Annotated in this window: 25 protein-coding genes and 1 riboswitch; of the genes, 10 read left to right on the top strand and 15 right to left on the bottom strand. The window is 67.6% G+C overall.

Going from position 1 to position 22,491, the window contains the following annotated elements; all coding sequences use genetic code 11:
- Positions 1-49: 49 nt before the first annotated feature.
- Together thiC and A5634_RS14445 are read right to left on the bottom strand one after the other, a co-directional pair.
- Complete coding sequence (thiC, locus tag A5634_RS14450) at positions 50-1,699, bottom strand: phosphomethylpyrimidine synthase ThiC (protein ID WP_065144718.1); 1,650 nt, start codon at positions 1,697-1,699, stop codon at positions 50-52.
- Positions 1,690-1,799, bottom strand: a riboswitch (TPP riboswitch). (Overlaps the previous gene by 10 nt.)
- Positions 1,800-1,894: 95 nt before the next feature.
- Positions 1,895-3,454: a PE family protein gene (locus tag A5634_RS14445; protein WP_065144717.1), complete on the bottom strand. Its 1,560-nt coding sequence runs from the start codon at positions 3,452-3,454 to the stop codon at positions 1,895-1,897.
- Positions 3,455-3,586: 132 nt separating this feature from the next.
- On the opposite strand from A5634_RS14445, the gene A5634_RS14440 reads away from it, so the two are divergent.
- Together A5634_RS14440 and A5634_RS14435 are read left to right on the top strand one after the other, a co-directional pair.
- Complete coding sequence (locus A5634_RS14440; RefSeq protein WP_065144716.1) at positions 3,587-4,258, top strand: PAS and ANTAR domain-containing protein; 672 nt, start codon at positions 3,587-3,589, stop codon at positions 4,256-4,258.
- Between the two features lie 104 nt (positions 4,259-4,362).
- Complete coding sequence (locus tag A5634_RS14435; protein ID WP_065144715.1) at positions 4,363-4,710, top strand: STAS domain-containing protein; 348 nt, start codon at positions 4,363-4,365, stop codon at positions 4,708-4,710.
- Positions 4,711-4,717: 7 nt separating this feature from the next.
- Here A5634_RS14435 and A5634_RS14430 read toward each other — a convergent pair whose 3' ends face one another.
- Complete coding sequence (locus A5634_RS14430; protein WP_065144714.1) at positions 4,718-4,996, bottom strand: hypothetical protein; 279 nt, start codon at positions 4,994-4,996, stop codon at positions 4,718-4,720.
- A 60-nt stretch (positions 4,997-5,056) separates the two neighbouring features.
- On the opposite strand from A5634_RS14430, the gene A5634_RS14425 reads away from it, so the two are divergent.
- Positions 5,057-5,254, top strand: coding sequence for an Rv1535 domain-containing protein (locus A5634_RS14425; RefSeq protein ID WP_065144713.1), 198 nt, complete (start codon positions 5,057-5,059; stop codon positions 5,252-5,254).
- A 14-nt stretch (positions 5,255-5,268) separates the two neighbouring features.
- On the opposite strand, the gene A5634_RS14420 is transcribed toward A5634_RS14425, so the two are convergent.
- The 4 genes from A5634_RS14420 to A5634_RS14405 all read right to left on the bottom strand — a co-directional run bounded on the left by A5634_RS14420 (position 5,269) and on the right by A5634_RS14405 (position 7,974).
- The gene (locus tag A5634_RS14420; RefSeq protein WP_065144712.1) at positions 5,269-5,715 is read right to left on the bottom strand and encodes a hypothetical protein; all 447 of its coding nucleotides are present in this window, start codon (positions 5,713-5,715) and stop codon (positions 5,269-5,271) included.
- An 86-nt stretch (positions 5,716-5,801) separates the two neighbouring features.
- Complete coding sequence (locus A5634_RS14415) at positions 5,802-6,641, bottom strand: exodeoxyribonuclease III (RefSeq protein ID WP_065144711.1); 840 nt, start codon at positions 6,639-6,641, stop codon at positions 5,802-5,804.
- A complete protein-coding gene (locus tag A5634_RS14410; protein ID WP_065144710.1) occupies positions 6,641-7,378 on the bottom strand; it encodes a GNAT family N-acetyltransferase, cg3035/Rv0428c family in 738 nt (245 codons plus the stop codon). The genes A5634_RS14415 and A5634_RS14410 overlap by 1 nt, the downstream gene beginning before the upstream one ends.
- On the bottom strand, positions 7,378-7,974 hold the full coding sequence (locus A5634_RS14405; protein ID WP_065144709.1) for a peptide deformylase: 597 nt from the start codon (positions 7,972-7,974) through the stop codon (positions 7,378-7,380). The genes A5634_RS14410 and A5634_RS14405 overlap by 1 nt, the downstream gene beginning before the upstream one ends.
- Positions 7,975-8,272: 298 nt before the next feature.
- Between A5634_RS14405 and A5634_RS14400 the strand changes: the two genes are divergently transcribed.
- The 4 genes from A5634_RS14400 to A5634_RS14385 are packed head-to-tail and all read left to right on the top strand — an operon-like array spanning position 8,273 to position 10,980.
- A complete protein-coding gene (locus A5634_RS14400) occupies positions 8,273-8,581 on the top strand; it encodes a DUF3263 domain-containing protein (protein ID WP_065144708.1) in 309 nt (102 codons plus the stop codon).
- A 24-nt stretch (positions 8,582-8,605) separates the two neighbouring features.
- Positions 8,606-9,076, top strand: a complete 471-nt coding sequence (locus tag A5634_RS14395; protein WP_065144707.1) for a LytR C-terminal domain-containing protein — start codon at positions 8,606-8,608, stop codon at positions 9,074-9,076.
- Between the two features lie 37 nt (positions 9,077-9,113).
- Positions 9,114-9,848 (top strand): superoxide dismutase[Cu-Zn], encoded by a 735-nt coding sequence (gene sodC, locus A5634_RS14390; RefSeq protein WP_065144706.1) that lies wholly within the window; start codon positions 9,114-9,116, stop codon positions 9,846-9,848.
- Complete coding sequence (locus A5634_RS14385) at positions 9,805-10,980, top strand: glutamate--cysteine ligase (RefSeq protein ID WP_437339977.1); 1,176 nt, start codon at positions 9,805-9,807, stop codon at positions 10,978-10,980. Before sodC ends, A5634_RS14385 begins: the two co-directional genes overlap by 44 nt.
- 4 nt (positions 10,981-10,984) lie before the next feature.
- Here A5634_RS14385 and A5634_RS14380 read toward each other — a convergent pair whose 3' ends face one another.
- Entirely contained in the window at positions 10,985-11,389 is a 405-nt protein-coding gene (locus A5634_RS14380; RefSeq protein WP_065144705.1) for a hypothetical protein, read from the bottom strand.
- Positions 11,390-11,410: 21 nt separating this feature from the next.
- Between A5634_RS14380 and A5634_RS14375 the strand changes: the two genes are divergently transcribed.
- Positions 11,411-11,998, top strand: coding sequence for a TetR/AcrR family transcriptional regulator (locus A5634_RS14375; RefSeq protein WP_065144704.1), 588 nt, complete (start codon positions 11,411-11,413; stop codon positions 11,996-11,998).
- A gap of 14 nt (positions 11,999-12,012) precedes the next feature.
- Positions 12,013-12,636 carry an LON peptidase substrate-binding domain-containing protein gene (locus A5634_RS14370; protein WP_065144735.1) on the top strand — a complete coding sequence of 208 codons (624 nt, stop codon included), beginning with the start codon at positions 12,013-12,015 and terminating at the stop codon, positions 12,634-12,636.
- Here the strand turns inward: A5634_RS14370 and A5634_RS14365 are convergent.
- Genes A5634_RS14365 through A5634_RS14355 form a run of 3 tightly spaced genes read right to left on the bottom strand, consistent with a single transcriptional unit; the run spans position 12,633 to position 16,373 of the window.
- Positions 12,633-14,798 carry an AAA family ATPase gene (locus tag A5634_RS14365; protein ID WP_065144703.1) on the bottom strand — a complete coding sequence of 722 codons (2,166 nt, stop codon included), beginning with the start codon at positions 14,796-14,798 and terminating at the stop codon, positions 12,633-12,635. The two genes, A5634_RS14370 and A5634_RS14365, sit on opposite strands and share 4 nt — an antisense overlap.
- A 1-nt stretch (position 14,799) precedes the next feature.
- Positions 14,800-15,669: a CDP-diacylglycerol--serine O-phosphatidyltransferase gene (gene pssA, locus A5634_RS14360; protein WP_065144702.1), complete on the bottom strand. Its 870-nt coding sequence runs from the start codon at positions 15,667-15,669 to the stop codon at positions 14,800-14,802.
- Positions 15,666-16,373, bottom strand: a complete 708-nt coding sequence (locus A5634_RS14355; RefSeq protein WP_081290422.1) for a phosphatidylserine decarboxylase — start codon at positions 16,371-16,373, stop codon at positions 15,666-15,668. The genes pssA and A5634_RS14355 overlap by 4 nt, the downstream gene beginning before the upstream one ends.
- 119 nt (positions 16,374-16,492) lie before the next feature.
- Here A5634_RS14355 and A5634_RS14350 point away from each other — a divergent pair, with 119 nt between their 5' ends.
- Positions 16,493-17,644, top strand: a complete 1,152-nt coding sequence (locus tag A5634_RS14350) for an MFS transporter (RefSeq protein WP_081290430.1) — start codon at positions 16,493-16,495, stop codon at positions 17,642-17,644.
- On the opposite strand, the gene moeA is transcribed toward A5634_RS14350, so the two are convergent.
- Genes moeA through A5634_RS14330 form a run of 4 tightly spaced genes read right to left on the bottom strand, consistent with a single transcriptional unit; the run spans position 17,641 to position 22,462 of the window.
- The gene (gene moeA, locus A5634_RS14345; protein WP_065144700.1) at positions 17,641-18,846 is read right to left on the bottom strand and encodes a molybdopterin molybdotransferase MoeA; all 1,206 of its coding nucleotides are present in this window, start codon (positions 18,844-18,846) and stop codon (positions 17,641-17,643) included. The two genes, A5634_RS14350 and moeA, sit on opposite strands and share 4 nt — an antisense overlap.
- 1 nt (position 18,847) lies before the next feature.
- Positions 18,848-19,774, bottom strand: a complete 927-nt coding sequence (locus A5634_RS14340) for an SDR family NAD(P)-dependent oxidoreductase (protein WP_065144699.1) — start codon at positions 19,772-19,774, stop codon at positions 18,848-18,850.
- Between the two features lie 31 nt (positions 19,775-19,805).
- The gene (locus tag A5634_RS14335; protein WP_065144698.1) at positions 19,806-20,900 is read right to left on the bottom strand and encodes an alpha/beta fold hydrolase; all 1,095 of its coding nucleotides are present in this window, start codon (positions 20,898-20,900) and stop codon (positions 19,806-19,808) included.
- A 5-nt stretch (positions 20,901-20,905) separates the two neighbouring features.
- Positions 20,906-22,462 carry an FAD-dependent monooxygenase gene (locus A5634_RS14330; protein ID WP_065144697.1) on the bottom strand — a complete coding sequence of 519 codons (1,557 nt, stop codon included), beginning with the start codon at positions 22,460-22,462 and terminating at the stop codon, positions 20,906-20,908.
- Positions 22,463-22,491: the final 29 nt, after the last annotated feature.

The raw sequence follows: 22,491 nt of genomic DNA, 5'->3' as shown, positions 1-22,491 counted from the left end.
CCCCGCTGCGGGTGCTGACCATCGCCGGGCGCCGGCACCGGCAGGAAGGTCACTGGGTAGGAGTCAGCGGCAGATACACCCGGTTGCCCTGCTCGGCGAACTCACGGGACTTCTCGGCCATACCGCTGGCCAGCATGGCCTCGACGTCCTCCTCGGTTTCCAGCCCGTGCTTGGCAGCGAAGTCACGCACATCCTGGGTGATACGCATCGAGCAGAACTTCGGACCGCACATCGAGCAGAAATGCGCGGTCTTGGCGGGCTCAGCCGGCAACGTCTCGTCGTGGTACTCCCGCGCGGTGTCCGGATCCAACGACAGCGCGAACTGGTCGTTCCAACGGAACTCGAATCGCGCTGTGCTCAGGGCATTGTCACGCTCCTGCGCATGCGGGTGGCCCTTGGCGAGGTCGCCGGCGTGCGCGGCGATCTTGTACGCGATCACCCCGTCCTTGACGTCCTTGCGGTCCGGCAGGCCGAGGTGCTCCTTGGGCGTGACGTAGCACAGCATGGCCGTGCCGGCCTGGGCGATGATCGCCGCACCGATCGCCGAAGTGATGTGGTCGTAGGCCGGCGCGATGTCGGTGGCCAACGGCCCCAGCGTGTAGAACGGGGCCTCCTCGCACCACTCTTCTTCCAGCCGAACGTTTTCCACGATCTTGTGCATCGGGACGTGGCCCGGCCCCTCGATCATCACCTGCACGCCATGGGATTTGGCGATCTTGGTCAGTTCGCCGAGCGTGCGCAGTTCGGCGAACTGGGCTGCGTCGTTGGCGTCGGCGATCGACCCGGGGCGCAACCCGTCACCGAGGGAGAAGGTGACGTCGTATTGGGCCAGGATGTCGCAGAGTTCTGCAAAGTTGGTGTACAGGAACGACTCCTGGTGGTGTGCCAGGCACCAGGCGGCCATGATGGACCCGCCGCGGGACACGATCCCGGTGACGCGCTTGGCGGTCAGCGGCACGTAGCGCAGCAGCACCCCGGCATGCACGGTCATGTAGTCCACGCCCTGCTCGCACTGCTCGATCACGGTGTCGCGGTAGAGCTCCCAGGTGAGTTCTGTCGGGTCGCCGTTGACCTTTTCCAGCGCCTGGTAAATGGGCACGGTGCCGACCGGGACCGGCGAGTTACGCATGATCCACTCGCGGGTCTCGTGAATGTTCTTGCCGGTGGACAGGTCCATGATGGTGTCCGCACCCCAGCGGGTGGCCCACACCATCTTGTCGACCTCCTCGGCGATCGACGAAGTCACCGCCGAATTGCCGATGTTCGCATTGACCTTGACCGCGAACGCCTTGCCGATGATCATCGGCTCGCTCTCGGGATGGTTGTGGTTGGCCGGGATAATCGCGCGGCCTCTCGCTACCTCGTCACGCACCAATTCGGCCGGCATGCCTTCGCGGACAGCGATATACGCCATCTCGGCGGTGATCTCGCCGGCGCGGGCGCGCTGCAACTGGGTGCCCCGGTCGCGTACCACGCCCGGCCGCGGCGGCAGACCGGCATTGAGGTCGATGGCCGCGTTGGTGTCGGTGTACGGCCCGGAGGTGTCGTAGAGGTCGAAATGGTCGCCGGTGGACAGGTGCACCCGGCGGAACGGCACGCGCGCGCCGGGGACTCCCTCAACCTCGCGGTAGGTCTTGCTGCTGCCCGCGATGGGGCCGGTGGTGACGGTAGGCGCTAACGGTTTGACGGTCACAGTCATCTCTATCTCCCTACGCCGGCATTACCCGGTCAGGTTCGTACGGTCGACGGCCCCAGCCGTCCTCTCAGCGCACTAGGCATGCGCTCCCGCGTGAATTGTTGGTGGTGTCCCTAACGCTAGCGCAGCGCGGGCCCGGTGTGCAGAACCGTGGGTCAGCGGTTGACGCCTGGTGCGCCGGGAATGGGCGAACAGCACTCAGCCGGGTGCGCCCGGGGTGCCGAACAGCGCGCCCTTGGAGCCGCCGCCACCGGCGTTGCCGGCTGAACCGAATTGGCCGACATTGAAGGGAACGCCACCGGCCCCCGCGCTGCCGCCGTTACCGCCGTCACCGATCAGCCCGACGGCGTTGCCTCCTTCGCCGCCGTCACCACCGGCGCCACCGAACAAGCCTCTGCCACCCGCCCGGCCAACTCCAGCGCCACCGCCGTTGCCGATCAGCCCGCTGTGGCCGCCATTGCCGCCGTTACCGCCATCCCCGCCACCGCCGATCGCGCCGCCGTCGCCGGCGAAGCCGCCGGAGCCGGCGTAGCCGCCGGAGCCGAACAGCGCGGCGTCACCGCCGAAGCCGCCGCCGCCGCCCGACCCGCCGGTGCGGTCTGGAGCGCTTGCTGCAGTGCCGTTCCCGCCTGCGCCGCCCGCCCCGCCGTTGCCGATCTGCCCGCTCAGGCCGCCATACCCACCCGACCCGCCGGTACCGCCCGAGCCGCCGCTGGTCGTGACTCCGCCGTTTCCGCCGCCGCCGGCGTCCCCGCCGTTACCCAGGAACCATCCGCCCCGGCCACCATCGCCGCCGAATCCGCCGGTGCCGCCGCTGGTGGGTCCGCCGCCGCCAACTCCTCCGGTGCCCCCGGCGCCGCCGCTGCCGAACCACTGCGCCGAACCGCCGCGGCCGCCAATCCCGCCGAACCCGGCCTGGGCCTGGATGCCGCCGTCTCCACCCGCGGCTCCCGCCCCGCCGGCCCCGCCGTCGCCGTAGAAGATGCCCCCGCTTCCGCCGTACCCACCGGAACCACCGTTGCCGCCGTTACCACCGCCGAGCACGGGCGCGCCGGAACCGCCCACGCCGCCGTGTCCGCCGGCACCGCCGGTGCCAAAGAACCCGGTGCCGCCGCCGTCGCCGCCGTTCCCACCGCTCCCGCCAGCGGTCGTCGCGGTGGCCGCAGCCCCGAACCCGCCGGTCCCGCCGGGCCCGCCGTTGCCGAAGAGCCAACCGCCGGTGCCGCCGCTGCCTCCGGTCGCGCCTAGTCCGCCGGTCCCGCCGGCGCCGCCGTTACCGAGCAGTCCGGCCGCCCCGCCGCGGCCGCCGTTCTGGTAGTCGCCGCCTGCTGCGCCGTTACCGCCGTTGCCGAATAAGAGGCCGCCGGCCTCGCCGTCACCGCCGGGGGACGTCGCGCTGAGGCCGTCACCGATCAGCGGACGGCCCAGCAACGCGCGGGTGGGTGAGTTGACCGCGTCCAGCACCACCTGAGCGACGTTGGTGGATTCGGCGCTGGCGTACGCGTCCGCCCCGGCGTTGAGAACCTGGACAAACTGCGCGTGAAACGCGGCGGCCTGGTCGCTGATGAGTTGGTAGGTCTGCGCGTGGCTGTCGAACAGGGCGGCGATCGCCACAGATATTTCGTCGGCACCGGCGGCCAGTACCGTCCTGGTCCCGGCCGCGGCCGCGGTATTGGCGCTACTGATGGTGGAAGCGACGTTGGCCAGATCGGTTGCCGCTGCCGCCACGAATTCGGGCGCTGCGATTACGTACGACATGGTGTGACGGTGCCGACCAGGTGTTGCGCAGTTACTGCATAGTTATTGAACGCGCTGGTGAAGGCGGTTTCGACGAGCCGGCGTGGTGGTGGCGAAGTGGCCGAGGTCCGCACCTAATGCGATGATGCTGACGTGAATGAGCCGTCGATCAGTCGCGTGCTGGCCGCCGGTGCCGGTCCTTACCTCAACGTCGGCAGTTTCCGCTTCTGGTTCGTCGGACAGCGCTGGGAGTGGTCGGACGAGGTGGCCCGGATGCACGGTTATGAACCCGGATCCGTCGAGCCCACCACGAAACTGCTGATGTCGCACAAGCATCCGGATGACCGTGCGCACGTGCAGGACCTGCTCGACTATGCGCTGCAGTCCGGAGAGCCCTTCTCCAGTCGGCACCGGTTCATCGACACCGCGGGAAACGTGCACGACGCGATCGTGGTGGCCGACCGCATGTTCGACGACAACGGCACGCTGTTGGGCACCGCCGGCCATTACATCGACCTCACCGACAGCTTCGACGAGGCACGCCAGGAAGTGCTCGATGAGGCCCTGCCGGACCTGTTCGAAAACCGCGCGGCCATCGAGCAGGCCAAAGGCGTGCTGATGTATGTCTACCGGGTCAGTGCCGAGCAGGCCTTCGGTGTTTTGCAGTGGCGGTCGCAGGAAACCAACAGCAAGGTGCGCGCGTTAGCCAGGCAATTGCTGGAAGAGGTCCGCTCGTTGGGCACCCCGTCGTCTGCCGCGCAGAGCCAGTTCGACCATCTGTTGCTGACCGTGCACGAGCGGATCCCCGACGAATCCGGCCGTTAAACCAACGTTAAGCTCCACATATCTAGGACGGGACGGTCTGCGGAATCGGGTTTCCGCGCCTTTCCACCGGCCGAAATTTGACACATTTAGGGCGGGTTGACGCGATGGGTTTGCTGGACGTCGGGCAGGAATCTGGTGCGGACGCAGTGGTCGTGTGGGTTAAAGGTGACGTCGATTCCTCGACTGTCGACAGGCTGGCCACCGAGTTGAACAGTGCGCTCGACGTGGCCGCTACCCACCCGAGGCGCTTGCTGATCGTCGATCTGCACGCGGTGAACTTCTTGGGCAGTGCCGGGTTGAACGCGGTATTGGACTGCCACGACGCGGGCAAGCGCGCCGGGACGACCGTACGGCTGGTGGCCGACCATCCGCAGGTGCTGCAGCCGATCCAGGTGACGGAACTGGACCGGATCTTCGACATATATGCGACGTTGTCCGGCGCGCTGCATTGATGACGAGCTAGGCCTCTTCGAGCGCCTCGCCGAGTTCCTCCAGTAGCTGGCTGCGGTGATTGCTGGCCAAAATGTGGCCAGTGCCGATAACCAGAGCAACTGGCCAGTCGATGAGTTCAAAGGCGGCCAGAGCGGCCAGACCCCCGTAATAGGCGAGTTGTTCGGGCCGCGGAACTGTTACGCGTCCCAGCACCGGGAGCTGTATCGCGAAGGTTTCTCCTTCGCGAATCCTCTTTACCGCGTCGCGCTGGGAGGTTTCGCGGCGTTCTTTCTTTTCCGCCATCATTTGCCTTTCGGTAACTAAGGATTTGCCATCCTGCCGGTTGCTGCGGTCAACGTCGGGACTATGACCGGAGATATCACGAGGACCGACCACCCGGCCGACCCGCTGGCCTCGTCTTTCGCCGTGTTGCTGAGGGGGCCTTTGACGGAGCTTTACGCGCTGTTGTGGCGCGCTGGCGTGCTGGACGTCGTCGGCTCCGATACTCAGAAGTGCGAGCCGGGGCGGCCCACCCCACAGTTACGCGAGCGAGCAGCCGGGTAGAGCGCGCCGCTTGCCTAATTGGTGCTGCGCAGATCGGAATTCCCGGCCCGCCGGCCGGCTGTCTTCTTAGCGGCCGTCTTGGTGGGCGCCTTTTGCGGGGCGGCTTTCTTCGCCGGGGTGTCCGGTACGGGCGCGAGTTTGGCCTTCACTGGCTGGTTGGTCTGATCGGGTGTCTGGTTTATTTTGCGCAGCAGTAGCGCTCCGCCACCGACGGCCAGCAGGATGGGCCACTCGACCAGACCCGCGGCCCCGATCGCGCCGAGGGCGAGGGCCGCGGCCGGCGTCGACTTGCTGCCGGTGCTGAGTCCTTGCTGAATGCCGTCGGCGGCGCCCTTGACGCCCCCGACGATCCCGTTGACCGCCGCGCCCCCGACGGCTCCGGCAGCGGCCGTGGTCGCTGTCGCCGCCCGACTTACTGTTCGACCCACTCCGCGTACCACTCCGGCGCCCGTGACACCCATGATGACTCCCTGGCCTAGTTTCTTAGGCCTGTATACCCCCCGAAGATGCAGTTCACCAGAATTCACAATGGAATTCACAGGCACTCTCAACTTTCGACACGCAGGTCGACCAACACCGGTGCGTGATCGCTGGGCGCCTTGCCTTTGCGTTCTTCGCGCACGATCTGCGCGTCGATCACCCGGTCCGCCAGGGCCGGTGAGCCGAGGATGAAGTCAATGCGCATGCCCTGCCTCTTCGGGAACCGCAACTGGGTGTAGTCCCAATAGGTGTAGACACCGGGGCCGGGCGTGAAAGGCCTTACCACATCGGTGAATTGGGCGTCGACGATGGCGTTGAAGGCGTTGCGTTCCGGCTCGGAGACGTGCGTACATCCCGCATAGAACTCGGTGCTCCAGACGTCGTCATCGGTGGGCGCGATGTTCCAGTCCCCGACCAGAGCGATCGGTGCCGAAGGGTCGTCGCGCAGCCAGCCCTCGGCCGTATTGCGTAGGGCCGAAAGCCAATCCAGTTTGTAGGCGTAGTGCGGATCGCCGAGCGAACGCCCGTTCGGCACATACAGACTCCAGACCCGCACACCGGCACAGGTGGCGCCCAAGGCGCGGGCCTCAGCCGCGGCGGCGACGTCGGGCTTGCTGCTCCAGCTCGGCTGGCCCTCGAAACCGACCTGTACGTCCTCGAGGCCTACCCGGGAGGCGATCGCCACACCGTTCCACTGGTTGAAGCCGACGTGCGCGACCTCGTAGCCGCGCTCGATCAGTGGCAGGGCGGGAAACTGGGTGTCCGAGCACTTGGTCTCCTGCATCGCCAGCACATCGACCTCGGCACGATCGAGCCAATCGACGACGCGGTCCAACCGGGTGCGGATCGAGTTCACGTTCCAGGTGGCCACTCGTAGGCGCGGCGAATCAGAACGGTCGTCGGTCATCAGGTGCTCCTGTTTTCAGGTGGTAGGACATACCGGCGGCGGTGGTGGAGCCCAAAGCCCAGTGCGCGCGCCGCGGCCGAGTCGGTGTCTGCGACGCAAACGTACGCTCGGGTCGCGCCGTAAGCGGCGCCCCAGGCCAACAGGTCGTCAAAGCGGTCGCGGGTCAACGCGGCCGGCAGGCCGACCCAGCGCGTGCCGTCGGGTGCGTCGGTCACCACAGCTGGCGCATGGTCGGTGACGTCGCGCGGCTCCACATTCACTTCGCGCACCAAGACGTTTTCGGTGTGGACGCTGACCAGGTCCACGCGCAAGAGGCGGTCCGGGATGAGCAGCCGCGGTGGCAATCCGCGTGCGCGATACCACGCGACGATTGCCGGGATGGCGCTGACGCTAGCCGAGAGGTCAAGCGGCACAGCCGAATTGGCGGCCGGAGTGGCACCGTGGCCGCGCAGCAGCCAACCGTCTAACCAGAATTCCTCGGCGCCCGGCGCGGCCGCCGCGGCCGCGCGCTCGAGGTTGCGGATATCGGCGGTGCGCACCGGTGCGTCGCTCAGTACCCGCAGCACCACCACGTCGCTAGGGGCAATCTCGACGATCGTGTTCGTCTTGGTCCGAACCCGAACGACTGGCTCGATCGCCAGCAGGTGACCAACGGCGTCTGTCAGCGGCGGGACGGATCCGGGGGGCCGACGGTATCGAAGCGTCACCCGCGTCCCGAGGTCCGGCCACGAGATCATCAGTGACCGAACGGGTCGGGCCCATCGCCCGGCAGCCACGACAGTCCGGGAACGCCCCAGCCGTTGGCCTTGATAGCCCGTTTCGCCGCGCGTGCGTGCCGGCCGATCAGGCAATCCACGTAGAGGAAACCGTCGAGGTGCCCGGTCTCGTGCTGCAGCATGCGCGCGAACAGTCCGGTGCCTTCGACGGTCACCGGCTTCGCGTCGGCGTCGAGTCCGCTGACCCGGGCCCAGTCGGCGCGCCCGGTGGGGAACGTCTCGCCGGGAACGGACAGGCATCCTTCGTCGTCGTCATGTCCGGCAGACGGCATGGTTTCCGGGATTTCGGACGTCTCCAGCACGGGGTTGATGATGACGCCGCGGCGACGGTCGGTCAGCCCGCGGTCTTCGGAGCAGTCGTATACGAACAGGCGCAGGCCGTGCCCGATCTGGTTGGCGGCCAATCCGACACCGTGGGCGGCGTCCATGGTGTCGTACATGTCCTTGATCAGCTCCGGCAACTCGCCCGGGAGTGACCCGTCGGCGCCGATCTCGATCGGGGTCGTCGGGTTGTGCAGGACGGGATCTCCCACGATGCGGATGGGTACGACTGCCATGGTCGGCTAGCTTAAGGCCCGACAACCGACGAATCTTCCAGCGGCCCGGAACGGGCTGAGGCCGGGCCCCCGCGCGCCCACATTCAAGTGTGACCAACGCGACGGAGTCGACCCGCGGGGCGCCGCTGCCTGGCCCGCAGCCCGCAGCAGGCCAGGTAATCCGCAGCAAGTCAGCCGACTCGCGGGTCTGGTTTACGGCTCAACACTTCCGCACGTGTTTCAATGTTCGCGCAAAACATTTGCCCCTATGTAGATCAAGTCATTCGAGTACTCGCCGGAAGGGTCCAGGGGAAGCGATATGGACAGCGCCATGGCGCGGGCAAATCGATCGGGGGATGACTCGCAGATCGTCGATGGGCTGACCCGTCGCGAACACGACATTCTGGCCTTTGAGCGGCAGTGGTGGAAGTTCGCCGGGGTGAAGGAAGACGCGATCAAAGAGCTGTTCTCGATGTCGGCGACGCGCTACTACCAAGTACTCAACGCGCTGGTCGACCGCCCTGAAGCGCTCGCCGCCGACCCGATGCTGGTGAAGCGGTTGCGACGGCTGCGGGCCAGCCGTCAGAAGGCGCGGGCCGCGCGGCGCCTCGGCTTCGAGGTCACCTGAGGGCCCCCGGCTACAGTTGGCCGGATGAACGAGCGCGTACCCGACTCCTCGGGTCTTCCCCTGCGGGCCATGGTGATGGTGCTGCTGTTCCTGGGTGTGATTTTCCTGTTGCTGGGTTGGCAGGCCCTGGACTCGTCGGGAAAGTCCGACGATGAGGCTTCACCGGTAACGACGGTGTCCAGCGCCACCGCGACGACATCGTCGACCAGCGCCAAGCCGGCGGCCAACGAGGCCGAGGTGCGGGTGTACAACATCTCCTCCCGCGAGGGCATCGCGAAGACCACCGCCGACGAGCTCAAAGCGGCCGGCTTCAAGATCACCGAGGTGACCAACCTCGTGGTCGCTGACGTCTCAGCCACCACTGTCTATTACGGCGAAGAGAGCGAAAAGGCCACCGCCGAGGCGGTGGGCAAAAAGCTGGGAGCCCCAGTGGAGAAGCGCATCTCGGCGCTTTCCGACCAGCCGCCGGGCGTCATCGTGTTGGTGACGGGTTAAGGCCGAGTTCGCCTCGTCACACGATAGGCTCTCCGCTATGCCTAAGCCTGTCGGTCACGAAGTCCGTCCCAGCGTTGCAACCATCACTGTGTCGGCCCTATCTGCGGCCGCATGCGTCGCGCTGGTAGGGGCGTGCGCCTCGCCCCACCAAGTTTCCAACAACCCGGGCACCACACCGACGGTCTGGACCGGCACCCCAGCGCCCGCGACCTCGGGTCACCAGGAAGCAACGCCTAGTCCGCAGACGGGCGCGGCAGCGCAGACTCTGATGACCGTCCTCAAAGGCCCCGATGGCGCGGAGGTTGCGACGGCGAAGTTCGAGTTCACCAACGGCTACGCCACCGTCACGATCACGACGTCCCGCGGTGGGGTGCTCACACCCGGCTTCCACGGTGTGCACATCCACAAAGTCGGCAAGTGCGAACCCAATTCGGTGGCGCCGACCGGTGGGACCGAACGCGGTGACTTCCTGTCGGCGGGCGGGCACTTCTCCGCGCCCGGGTCCACCACTGGACACGCCAGCGGTGACCTGACGTCGTTGCAGGTCCGCAAGGACGGCTCCGCGATGTTGGTGACCACGACGGACGGTTTCACGATGGACGACCTGACGTCGGGCGCCAAGACCGCGATCATCATCCACGCCGGCGCCGACAACTTCGCGAATATTCCGGACCGCTATCAGGTCAACGGGGTGCCCGGCCCCGACGAGACGACGATGGCCACCGGTGATGCCGGCAAGCGGGTGGCCTGCGGTGTCATCGGATCTGGGTAATCTGCCGTCCCGTCGGGCGCGCAGCCACATCGATTTCGCCCGATCGCCGCGACCGACGGTTGGGGTGGAATGGGAGTTCGCCCTCGTCGACGGGCAGACCCGCGACCTGAGCAACGAAGCCACCGCGGTGATTGCCGAAATAGGCGAAAACCCGCGTGTGCACAAGGAATTGCTGCGTAACACCGTCGAAGTTGTCAGCGGCATCTGTGAGAACAGCGCGGAAGCGATGCAGGACCTGCGGGCCACTTTGGGTCCGGCCAGGCGGATCGTGCGGGATCGCGGCATGGAACTGTTTTGTGCCGGCACCCACCCGTTCGCGCAGTGGTCCAGCCAAAAGCTCACCGACGCACCGCGTTACGCCGAGCTGATCAAACGGACCCAATGGTGGGGCCGGCAGATGCTGATCTGGGGCGTGCACGTGCACGTCGGGATCTCGTCGGCCAACAAGGTCATGCCGATTATGTCGTCACTGCTCAACCATTACCCGCATCTGCTGGCGCTCTCGGCATCGTCGCCGTGGTGGGGTGGCGAGGACACCGGGTATGCGAGTAATCGTTCGATGATGTTCCAGCAGTTGCCCACTGCCGGATTGCCGTTCCACTTTCAGAAGTGGTCGGAGTTCGAAGGCTTTGTCTACGACCAGAAGAAGACCGGCATCATCGACCACGTCGACGAAGTTCGTTGGGACATCCGGCCTTCTCCGCATTTGGGCACCCTTGAGGTGCGGATCTGTGACGGCGTGTCCAACCTGCGGGAGTTGGGTGCGCTGGTCGCGTTGACCCACTGTCTGATCGTCGATCTGGACCGCCGGCTGGAGGCCGACGAGCCGCTGCCGACCATGCCGCCCTGGCACGTCCAGGAGAACAAGTGGCGGGCGGCCCGCTACGGGCTGGACGCGGTGATAATCCTGGATGCCGACAGCAACGAGCGGCTGGTGACCGAGGATCTCGACGACGTGCTCAACCGCCTGGAGCCGGTCGCGAAGTCGTTGGGCTGCGTCGACGAATTGGCTGCGGTGGCCGACATCCCGCGCCGCGGCGCCTCCTACCAACGGCAGCGCCGGGTGGCCGAGGAACACGACGGCGATCTGCGCTCGGTGGTCGACGCGCTGGTCGCCGAATTGGAGATCTAGCCCACTAGGGCCGTCGGCCTTGCCTCGAGTGTGAGTACGGCGACGCGACCTGGGCGGCGACGCGTCGCAGCATCCGGCGTACCACGACCCGGTGGCCGCCGCTGCCGATCACCAGGGCGCGATACATCCTGCCGCGCAGGCCGGGAAATGCCGCAAAGGTCAACGCGCGCAAGCGAACACCGTGCGGCTCCGGGTCCAATTCGAAGACCAGTCGGTAGATCGCGAACAGATGGCGGCCTTTTAGCGCCAGTCGGCGCGGTGCCGTGGCCTCTTCGAGCTTGAAGCCGACGGGGACCGTGGTGGGGTCGGCCGGATCGCGACAGGTCTTGCGAAGCAGCGCCGACCAGGTGTCGTCCGGCGAGGCGTGGATCGCGATAGCATGCTCATCGATATAGGGTAATCGTTCCATATAGAAGGATCGTACTAGATCGTGGCACCTCCGCGGAAGCATGAGACCGATGTCATCTTGGATGCGACACGAGCGCTGGTGCTGGCGGGTGGTCCGCGCGCGGCGAGCGTCGCGGCCATCGCGAAGGCCAGCGGTGCCCCCGCGGGCACGTTGTATCACCGCTTCGGCAACCGCGACAGCGTGGTGATCGCGGCGTGGTTGCGCGCACTGGAGCGGTTTCAGTCACGCGCGCTCGCCGCGACCGGTTCGACGGCGCTGGAAAATGCCACCACCATGGCCGTCGCAGCCGTCAGGTTCGCCCGGGAGCTGCCCGACGACGCTCGGCTGCTGCTGACCATCCGGCCCGGTGACCTGATCGACGGGGAAACCGACACCGCATTTGCGCGGACCCTTTCGGCGATGAACGCTCCGCTGGCGCAGCGGGTCCGCGAGTTGGCGCAAGAGCTCTACGGAACCTGCAACGCACGTGCCGTCGATGCGGTGAATCGCGCCGTGTCTGACCTGCCCTACGCAGTCGTGCGACGGCACGCCCACGACGATCCGCTGCCCGAATGGCTGGAGGAAGATGTCGCGGCCGCCGCCCGCGCGGTGTTACACAGTTACGTGTGAACCCTGAGCTGCCGATGTTTCCGCTCGAATCGGCGTTGCTGCCCGGCGAAGAACTGCCGTTGCGCATCTTCGAGCCCCGCTACACGGCGCTGGTGCGCGATTGCCTGGCCAGTGCCGAACGACGATTCGGGGTGGTGCTGATTTCACGTGGCCGCGAGGTTGGCGGCGGTGACGTGCGTTGTGACATCGGAACTTTGGCCACCATCGACGAGTACGCCGAAGCTGGCGCCGGCCGTTACGCCCTTCGCTGCCAAATGGGGGACCGGATAAAGGTTTTGGAGTGGTTGCCCGATGATCCGTACCCGCGGGCGCGTACGCAGGTTTGGCCCGACGAGCCCGGCCCACCGGTGACCACCGCGCAGTTCCGCGACGTCGAAGAGCGCGTGCTGGCCTTGTTCGACCGCATCGCGAGGGTGCGCGAGGTTCGTCTGCCGGACCGCGACGTGTTGCTCGACTATCCGTCCGGAGCCCTGGGAGACCACCCAAAGTTGTTGTATGCGTTGGCATCTCGCGTGCCGATGGGCCCAGCCGACCGTTACTCGGTGCTGTGCGCTCCATCGGCCGCCGACCGGCTTACCGCTTTACTCGAGGCGGTGGACTCCGTCAGCGCGATGATCGAGTTTCAACTCTCGGATTAGGCGCCGTCGGCGAACGCGCGCAGCGAGGCCACCTGTACCGGATCCAGGGAGGGCCGCACCCTTTCCCGGGCGGCGGCCAGGTCGGCCGCGGTGACGTCGGCGGCATCGATGGAGCGCCGCATCGCGGTCAGCGCGGCCTCGCGCAGTAGGGCCACGCAGTCGGCGGCGCTGTACCCGTCCAGGCCCGAAGCCACCGCATCCAGGTCGACATCGGAGCCCAATGGAATCGACTTGCCCGCAGTGCGCAGAATCTCGCGACGGGCGTCGGCGTCGGGAGGTTCGACGAAAACCAGCCGCTCCAGCCGGCCGGGGCGCAGCAGCGCGGGATCGATCAGGTCGGGACGGTTGGTCGCGCCCAGCACGACGACGTCACGCAGTGGGTCGATACCGTCCAGTTCGGTCAGCAACGCGGCCACCACCCGATCGGTGACGCCCGAGTCGAAGCTTTGGCCGCGTCGCGGTGCGAGTGCGTCCACCTCGTCGAGGAACACCAGCGAAGGCGCGGAATCCCTTGCCCGCCGGAATAATTCGCGCACTGCCTTCTCCGACGACCCGACCCACTTGTCCATCAGTTCGGAACCCTTGACGGCATGCACGCTCAGTTGACCAGTGCTGGCCAGTGCGCGCACGACGAACGTCTTGCCGCACCCGGGCGGGCCGTAGAGCAGCACGCCGCGCGGCGGGTCCACCCCCAGCCGGGAAAAGGTGTCCGGGTGCTGCAACGGCCACAGCACCGCCTCGGTGAGGGCCTGCTTGGCCTCGGCCATGTCGCCCACGTCGGCGAGGGTGACGCTGCCGACGCTCACCTCTTCGCTCGCCGAGCGCGACAGCGGCCGGATGACGGTCAGTGCGCCCAGCAGGTCCTCCTGGTTGAGCTTCGGCGGTTGACCATCGGCGCTGGCCCGCGACGCCGCCCGCAGTGCCGCTTCGCGGGTCAGTGCGGCCAGGTCGGCGACAACGAAACCCGGTGTGCGGCTGGCGATCTCGTCGCAGTCGAGGTCCGCGGTTGGCACCTCCTTGAGCAATGCCTCCAACAGCGCTTTGCGGGTCGCCGCGTCCGGAAGCGGCACCGACAGCTCTCGGTCACACAGCTCGGGGGAGCGCAGCCGCGGGTCTAGTTGGTCGGGTCGCGCGGAGGTGGCGATCAGGGCGACGCCGTCAGAAGCCACCGCGGTGCGCAGCTCGGCAAGGATCAGCGCGGCCACCGGTTCGGCGGTCTCTGGCAACAGGGCGTCGACATCGGTGACCAGCAGCACGCCGCCGCCGTCGCGAACCGCCGCCACCCCGGCGGCGACCGACTTGAGCCGGTCCTCGGCCGCCAAGGCACCGACTTCGGGGCCGTCCACCTCCACCAATCGGCGGCCGGCGCATACCGCGCGTACCAGCGTCACCTTGCCCACGCCGGGCGGTCCCGAGACCAGCACCCCGAGGTTGGTGCCGGCGCCCAGCGTCTTGAGCAGGTGCGGTTCGTCCAACGCCAGCTTGAGCCATTCGCTGAGCTTGGCGGCCTGCGGTTGGGCGCCCTTGAGTTCTTCGACCTGGATCTCTGGGCTCGCGACGCTGGCATGGCCGGGCGAGGAAACCCGGACGTTGTGCTGCACCCCGGCGCCCCAGGTGACCAGCGAGTTCGGTTGCACGCTGACCGGCCCGTCCGGGTCGACGCCGGTCACCGTCAACAGCTCCGACGTCCAGCTGATCCCGACCGATGACGCCAGCGCGCGGGTGGCCGCCGAGGTCGACGTGCCGGGGCCCAGGTCGCGCGGCAACAACGACACCGCGTCGCCCACCGTCATCACCTTGCCGAGCAGGGCGTGCCGCAGCGTCGCCGAGGACAGCGATTGGGTGGCCATCGCCGAGCCGCTCAAAGTCACGGTGCGGGCGCCGTAGACCGTGACCGCGCTGACAAGCACCTCGGTGCCCTCGCGCAATCCGGCGTTGGACAGCGTCACGTCATCCAGCAGCACGGTGCCCACCGGGATGTCGCCGACGGCCATGCCGGCGACCGCGGCTGTGGTGCGCGACCCGGTGAGCGACACCGCATCCCACTCCCGGATGCCGAGGGCGACGATGGTGCTCGGATGAAGTCGCACCACTCCGCGGCGCGAGTCGACGGCCGAGGTGTTCAGCCGCGCCGTCAGGGCGAGCTGATTGGTGCGGCTCACGTCACCGGCCCGGTTTGCGCAATCCGAGCCGCGCCATCGACCTTCGGTTTGGCTGTGCCCGGCGCGTTGCGCGCTGCGCCGCACGCCACTGCTTGGGTTTGTCGTCCCACACCTCGGGGTGCTGGGCCAGCCAGCGCTTGCTGCGCACCGCGAACGGGATGTGGCAGACGTAGGCGATGATGATGACCCAGATCAGGATGTAGGGCACCACGACCGCGGCCGCGGCGACGAGCGCGACGACCGCCAGCAGCAGCACCGCCAGGTTCGGCGGCACCGCGAAGGTGTGCACCTTCTTCATCGGGATTGCACTGACCATCAGCAGCGACGTCCCGGTGATCCAGATGGCCAGAAACCAGATCGAGTTCCACCAGCCGTGGTGTGACCAGCCCAGCTCTTCGGCCTGCAGGGTGAGGCCGATGGTGCCGATCATGGACACCGCGCCGGCCGGTGCCGGCATGCCGACGAAGAACTCCTTGGCATAGGGCGGCAGGGTCCCGTCGTCCTGCTGGGCGTTGTAGCGCGCCAGCCGCAGCACCACACACACCGCGTAGAGCAGCACTACCGCCCAACCGACCGGCCACTTGTCCAACAACGTCACGTAGACCACTAGTGCGGGCGCCACCCCGAAGTTCACCGCGTCGGCCAGCGAGTCGATCTCGGCACCCATCCGGGACTGCGCGTCCAGGATGCGGGCCACCCGCCCGTCCAGGGCGTCGAGGATGGCGGCCACCGCGATCAGCGCCATCGCGGGGATCGGCTTTTGATCGAGCGCGAATTTGATCGACGTCAGGCCCGCGCAGATGGACAGCACGGTCATCGCGCTGGGCAGCAGATGGAGGGCTTCGGTGCGCCGGACGCGCGGCTTGATCATGACAACTCTGCCAGTACGGTCTCGCCGCCGATCGCTCGCTGACCGAGCGTGACGAGGGGTTCGGTGCCCGGTGGCAGGTAAGTGTCGAGGCGGGAGCCGAATCGGATCAGCCCGTAGGTCTCGCCGACGGCGAGATGGTCGCCGACATGAGCGTTGCACACGATGCGGCGCGCTATCAGGCCGGCGATCTGGACGACGACGATGTCGGGGCCGTTCGCCGTGCGGATCCGCACGCTGGTGCGCTCGTTGGCCTCGCTAGCTTCGGGCAGGTCGGCCGACAAGAACTGCCCGGGCCGGTGCTGGACGGCGATCACCTCGCCGCCGACCGGCGCCCGCTGCACGTGGACGTCCAATATCGACAGGAAAATGCTGACGCGGGGCAACGGCTCGTCACCCATGCTGAGCTCGGCGGGTGGGACCGCCGAATCGACCAGGGCCACCGCGCCGTCGGCGGGCGCGACGACAACATCGTCGCGGGTGGGCGGCACCCGAGTCGGGTGCCGGAAGAATCCCGCGCAGGCTGCGGCCGCCGCCAGGCCGGTTCGCCGCACCCACTTGTGGCGGTACCCGCCGCCAGCGACCGCAAGGCCGGCGGCGATGAACGGCAAACCGCCCGGGTGAATCGGCGGGATGGTGGATCGCACCAATTCGACGTAGTGCGCAGGACCTACCGGGGAGCCAGGGCGTTTTGCCACGCGGGTCATCTTACGGAAGCGCTCACGGCGGGCGTGGTTCGTTCGGGCCTACGGTGGGAACGCTTTGACTCAATTTGCCGACATGTGGGGTTCGATCTATTACGACGCAACGTCCGGACGCGGTGCAGCTGCAGCGCGCCAAGATTGGTGTCACCGCGATATTCATCGCGCATGCCGTGGTGTTTTCGTCATGGGCGGCCCACATCCCAGAGGTCAAGTCAGCGTTGGGCCTGTCCGACGCGGCCTTGGGCACGGCCCTGTTCGGTGCGCCGCTGGGCTCGGTTGTCGCGACGATAGCGATGCACTGGGCGCTGCCACGCTGGGGCAGTCGACGGTTGGTCTCGGTCCTGCTGACCGGCTATGTCCTGGCCGGGGCGACGGTCGGGCTGGCCCCTTCGGGACTCTGGCTGTTCGTCGCGTTGGCGCTGTGGGGAGCGTTTCAGGGCGGTCTGGACGTCGCGATGAACACCCAGGCCGGCACGGTCGAACGGCTCGCCCGGCGGCCGATCATGGCGCGATTCCACGGTATGTGGAGCGTGGGCGCATTACTGGGCGCGATGATCGGCGCAGCGTGCGTCAGCGTCGGCATCGGCCTCGCGCCGCAGTTGACGGTCCTTGGAGCGGTGGTGCTGATCGTCGGGACGGCCCTTACCCGTGGGCTGATCCCCGACGAGGCCGCCGACACCTCGACCGCCGCGCCGACCAAGCGCACCTGGATAAACGGGACGGTGGCGATCCTGGCGGCGGTGTCGTTCGGCTCGTTCCTGTGCGAGGGTGCCGCCGCTGACTGGTCGGCGAACTATGTACATGACGTCGTCGGTGCCAGCGCGGGCGTCGCGGGGCTGAGCTACGCGGCCTACACCCTGGCGATGGTGATCGTCCGGTTCGGTGCCCTGCGACTGCATGCCCGAGTCCCCGCGCGCCGGCTGTTGCCTGCGCTGGCCGTGCTGGCCGCCGTCGGGATGAGCGTGATGCTGGCCAGCGGCAATCCGGTGGTGAGCGTGATCGGCTTCGCCAGCCTGGGAGCCGGGGTGGCTTTGCTGGTGCCGACAGCTTTCAGCGCCGCCTACGCGGCCGGCAACGGCGGGTCGGCCATCGCTATCGTGGCCGCGACCGGCTGGGTGGGCTATCTGCTGTCGCCGCCGTTGATCGGGCACCTGGCCCAGTGGATCGGATTGACCGGGGCGCTGGTCGGCATTCCGGTGGTGATCCTGATCGTCGCAATCACCATCTCCAGCACCACCGCCTTCGACGCGGCCGACGAGTTCCACCGGTCCTAGCGCAGGTCCCACACCTGCACTTCGGTGCCGGCGGGCACCCCTACGACGTCTTCGGGGATATCCAGCAGTCCGTTGGCCGAGGCCAGCCAGCGCAGGTGGTGCGAGGCGGGCGGACCGTAGCTGGAGACCTGGTTGGTCGCGGGATCCAGGACGGCGCGCCGAAACTGTCGCTTGCCGCGCGGTGAAGTCACCGCTTCGGTGAGCACGGCGCTGTGGTGGGGGCGGTGCGGATCCGGCAGGCCCATCGCCGCGCGCAGGGCGGGCCTGATGAACACCTCGAAAGAGACCAGGGCGCTGACCGGGTTGCCGGGCAGCGTGACGATGGGTGTGCCGCCCACTCGTCCGACTCCCTGCGGCATGCCGGGCTGCATCGCCACCTTGACGAATTGGACGCCCTGGTCGCCATCCCGGCCGAACGCGTCCTTGACCACCTCGTAGGCGCCCGCGCTGACACCGCCGCTGGTGATGATCAGGTCCGCCTGCCCGGCGTATCGGTCGAGGATCGCGGTGAACTCGCCGACGTCGTCCCCGGCGGTCGCCGTAGCGACCACTTCGGCGCCGGCCTCGCGGACGGCGGCGGCCAGCATTACCGCGTTGGACTCGTAGATCTGGCCGGGCTGCAATGGGGTTCCGGACGTCACCAGTTCCGTGCCGGTGGAGATCACCAGCACCCGCTGCCGCGGAATCACCGGTAGATCGGGCAGTCCCAGTGCGGCCACCAGGCCGAGGGAGGCAGGTGTGACCGCCGCGCCCGCGCGCAGCACCGTGGTACCAGCGGTGACGTCACCGCCGGTGGGACGGACGTGCTTGCCAGCGGCGGCAGGCTCGCGAATCTGAACCTCTGTCATGCCGCCGTCGGTAGCTTCGACCGGCACGACAGCCGTCGCCCCAGCGGGCATCGGAGCCCCGGTCATGATCCGATGAGCGGTGCCGGGCTGCAGTGTCAGCTGGTCGGTCCGCCCGGCCGGAATGTCCTCGGCCACCGGTAGCACTATCGGCTGCTCGGGTGTGGCAGCCGCTGTGTCCTCGGCGAGCACCGCGTAGCCGTCCATCGCGGAGTTGTCGAACACCGGCAGGGACAGCGGCGCGACGATGTCCTCGGCCAGCACCAGCCCCAGGGTTTGAGCCAACGGGATCTGGACAGGCTTACGAGGCCGGATCATCTCCGCAATAACCTGCTGGTGTTCAGCGACAGATCGCAAGTCAGATCCCGAAGGTGACACCGGTGAGCTCCTCGGAGACGGTCCAGAGTCGTTGTTGCAGGTCCGCATCGTGCGATTGCCCGCTGGAACGGACCAGCTTGGGACTACCGCGTTGCTCACCGAGGCCGTCGGGGCCGTAGTACTGGCCGCCCTCGACCGTCGGGTCGGTGGCCGCGCGCAGCGTCGACAGCGCACCACTTTCCGGGCTCTGGAAGAGAAGGGGGCCGAGCACCGCCTTGACCGGTGCGAAGATGCCCGGCAGGTTGCGGGCCAGCTCGGTATTTGATCCGCCGGGGTGGGCGGCGACGGCGACGGTGGGTGCGGCCGCAGCGGCTAACCGGCGCTGCAGTTCGTAGGTGAACAACAGGTTGGCGAGCTTGGACTGCCCGTAGGCGCCGACCCGGCTGTAACTGCGTTCCCACTGCAGGTCGTCGAAGTGGATGGCGGCGCGCATTCGGTGGCCGAGGCTGCTGACGGTCACTACCCGGGAACCGCGTACGGGTAGCAGGTGGTCGAGCAGCAGCCCGGTCAACGCGAAGTGGCCGAGGTGATTGGTGCCGAACTGCAGCTCGAAGCCGTCGGCGCTGAGGGTTTTGGGTGTCCACATCACCCCGGCGTTGTTGATCAACAGATCGATGCGCGGGTAGTTGGCGCGCAGCGCACTCGCGGCACGGCGCACCGAGTCCAGTGAACTGAGGTCGAGCTCGGCAAGCGTGACATCTACTTTCTTGCCCTGCGGTGCGGCGGCCACGATGCGGGCCAGGGCCGCGTTGCCCTTCTCCGGGTCACGCACCGCGAGCACTACGTGCGCGCCACGGTGGGCCAGCGCGGCCGCGGTGTAGTAGCCGATCCCGGTGTTGGCCCCGGTGACCACCACGATGCGGCCGGTTTGGTCCGGGATGTCGACCGACGACCATTTCGAAGTCATGGCCCGAACATACCCAGACCGGTGGGCGACATCAGCTCAGGCGTTGTTTCCCGCTGCCCACGGCGTCGAGCTTCGCGCCGGTCAACGCGCTGCGCAGCCAGGCGATGATCATCGGCACCACGTCGGGTGCCTTGCTCATCGCGACATGACCGGTGCCTTCGATGAGGTGCACTTCGGTGTTCGGCCGGCCTTCGAAGACCAGCGTGTCCGACTGGGGGACGAAGTAGTCATCGGCGCCGTTGACCACCAACATCGCTGAATTGCGTTGCTGAGCAAGTAAATTCGAACGGTTCAGGGTGGCCAGGCCGGTGCTGAGCTGTTCCAGCGTGGGCGAGTGGTCGAAGTGCATGGCGTTGCCGACGATGTCGTGCATGCCGTAGGGGAGCTTCGCGACGTTCTCGGGTGCGAACGACTCAACCACCGGACCGCCGAGATCCACCGCGGCATCGACGATGCCCGTCAGCCCGGACATCGCGGCGAAGTTTCCGCCGAACGATGCACCGAAGTGGGCGACGCGACCATTCCCCAATGCTCGGGCGTAGTCGGCGATCCCGCGAATTACATCGTCGGCGTGCTCGTCGAGCGGGATCGCCGTTTCGCCGGTGCCGGGGTGGTCGAAGGCCAGGGTGCAGACCCCGGCGCCCAGGGTGAACCCGACCCACCAGGGGTGGATGTCCATTTTCCAGGTGTCCACGCCGCCGCTGGCGATCAACACCGGCCGCGCAGCGTAGTCACCGCCCGTGGAGTACAGATGGATGGGCACGTCAACGGTGCCGTCCCGGTAGCCGACGGTGATGATGCGCCGCTCGAACGCCACCGGGAAGTCCTTGGCAGCCAGCTGGAACTGCTCGAGTTGGTTCCGCATGGCCTGGACTCGAGCCGGGTCGGTCAGACAGGGAAACTTTGCGCACCCGTAGACCAGCGACGCCAGATAGTGGTCGCCACGCTCGGCGTATTCGCTGGCGAGTTTCGACCACTGGTATGGCCAGCCGCCGGGGCCGTCGGCCCACATGTCAGTGGTGGCACTGCGGACTCGCTCGATGTCGTGGAGCGGAATGCCGAACTTCTCGAACTGGTGGGTGCGGTCGGTGAACATGTCCGCGGCGGTTACGTCGTAGGTGTACATGGCTGTCAGCTCCTGAGGATGGCGAAGTAGTCGGCGATGGTGGCGGTGTCGTCGAGAGTGGTGACGGCACCGAGGTAGCCGTCCGGGCGGATCACCACGCGCCCGCCGTTTTCAAGTCCGAACCGGCGCGCCAACGCACCGTGTGGGTCGGCGATGACGGTGTCGTAACCAGCGACCGGTGCATCGCCGTCGGTCACCAGCACCTGCACCCGGCCTAGACCGGCGGGTGCGGGGGCTTGGCCGGTCCGACCCGAGCTGACGGTCAGGACCAGATGACCGGTGTGCGCTACGGCGCTCAGTTGCTTCTGCACCGCGGCGTCCGGCACCGGTGGCAGGTGGTCGCCCGGCGCGACTTTTGCGTGCCGGGGGCGCCGGCCCACCGCGAGCGGGCTGTTGCGGTACGCGAGATTGGTTTCCTCGGCAGTGCCGGCCATGGCGCGCCGCGCTGCCGGCACGTGGGAGACCATCCGCACGACTGCGTTGCGAACACGGCTCGGCAGACCCGACAGGGTGCCGGCCCGGGTGAGGCGGTCGGTGAACGCGATGACTGAGTCGGCGACCGGGAGGCGCTCGGCTTGGTAGCTGTCGAGCAGGGCTTCGCCGGCTTGGTCCTGGATTACCTCGACCAGTTTCCAGGCCAGGTTGTAAGCGTCCTGCATGCCGGTGTTCATTCCCTGGCCGCCGGCCGGACTGTGGATGTGGGCGGCGTCGCCGGCCAGGAAGACCCGGCCCCAGCGGTATGCCGGCACCCGCGCGTGACGAACTTCGAAACCGGTCAGCCAGTGCGACCGCGTCAGTTCGATGCCGCCGATCCGCCGATCGAGGATCGCCTGCAGCGCCTCCAGGGTTGCCTCGACCGGAGTGCCGGCCGCGCAGCGCACCTGGGCGAGGAACCGCATGCGGTCGTCAGCCATCGGCAAAACCACCACGGGACCGTCCGGAGCGAAGAAGGTGTGCATGGAGTCCAGGTCCAGGCTGTGCTTGGCGTCGACGTCGCCGAGCAGGAACCGTTCACCCTCGAAGCACCCCTCGAGTTTGGTGCCCACCAGGCGGCGCACCGCGCTGTGACCGCCGTCGGCGCCGATTACCCACCGGGTGCGGACGCGCTCGGACGAGCCGTCCGCGTGCCGCAATGTGAGCTGTGCGGTGTCGACGTCCTGAGCGAGCGCGACGAGCTCGACACCTCGCTCCACGGCCACCCCGAGCGACTGCAAGTGCTTGTCCAGCACGCGTTCGGTCTCCGTCTGAGCGGTTGTCAGCGTGAAGGGAAACGCGGCCTCCACCCCGCCGAGCGGAACGCGAAAGAGCTTGCGATGCCCGGCATAGAGCTGCATGGCCGTGGCCTTGATGCCGGTGCTGATTAGTTCGTCGACGATTCCCATCCGGTCGAACATGTCCAGGCTTCGGGCATGCACCGCGATGGCGCGGGACTGGGTGGTGGGTTGGGGGAGCTTGTCGATCACCCGAACAGACACGCCACGACGGGCGAGTTCGCAGCCGGCAACCAGCCCGACAGGCCCGGCCCCGACCACCAGAACGTCGGGGTTTGGAGTAGTGGCCATCGCATGGTTCCTTTCCACGCCCTGTTGAA

It is taken from the genome of Mycobacterium asiaticum, assembly GCF_001673365.1.
Taxonomy (GTDB): domain Bacteria; phylum Actinomycetota; class Actinomycetes; order Mycobacteriales; family Mycobacteriaceae; genus Mycobacterium; species Mycobacterium asiaticum_A.
This window is presented reverse-complemented; position numbering and strand designations above follow the sequence as displayed.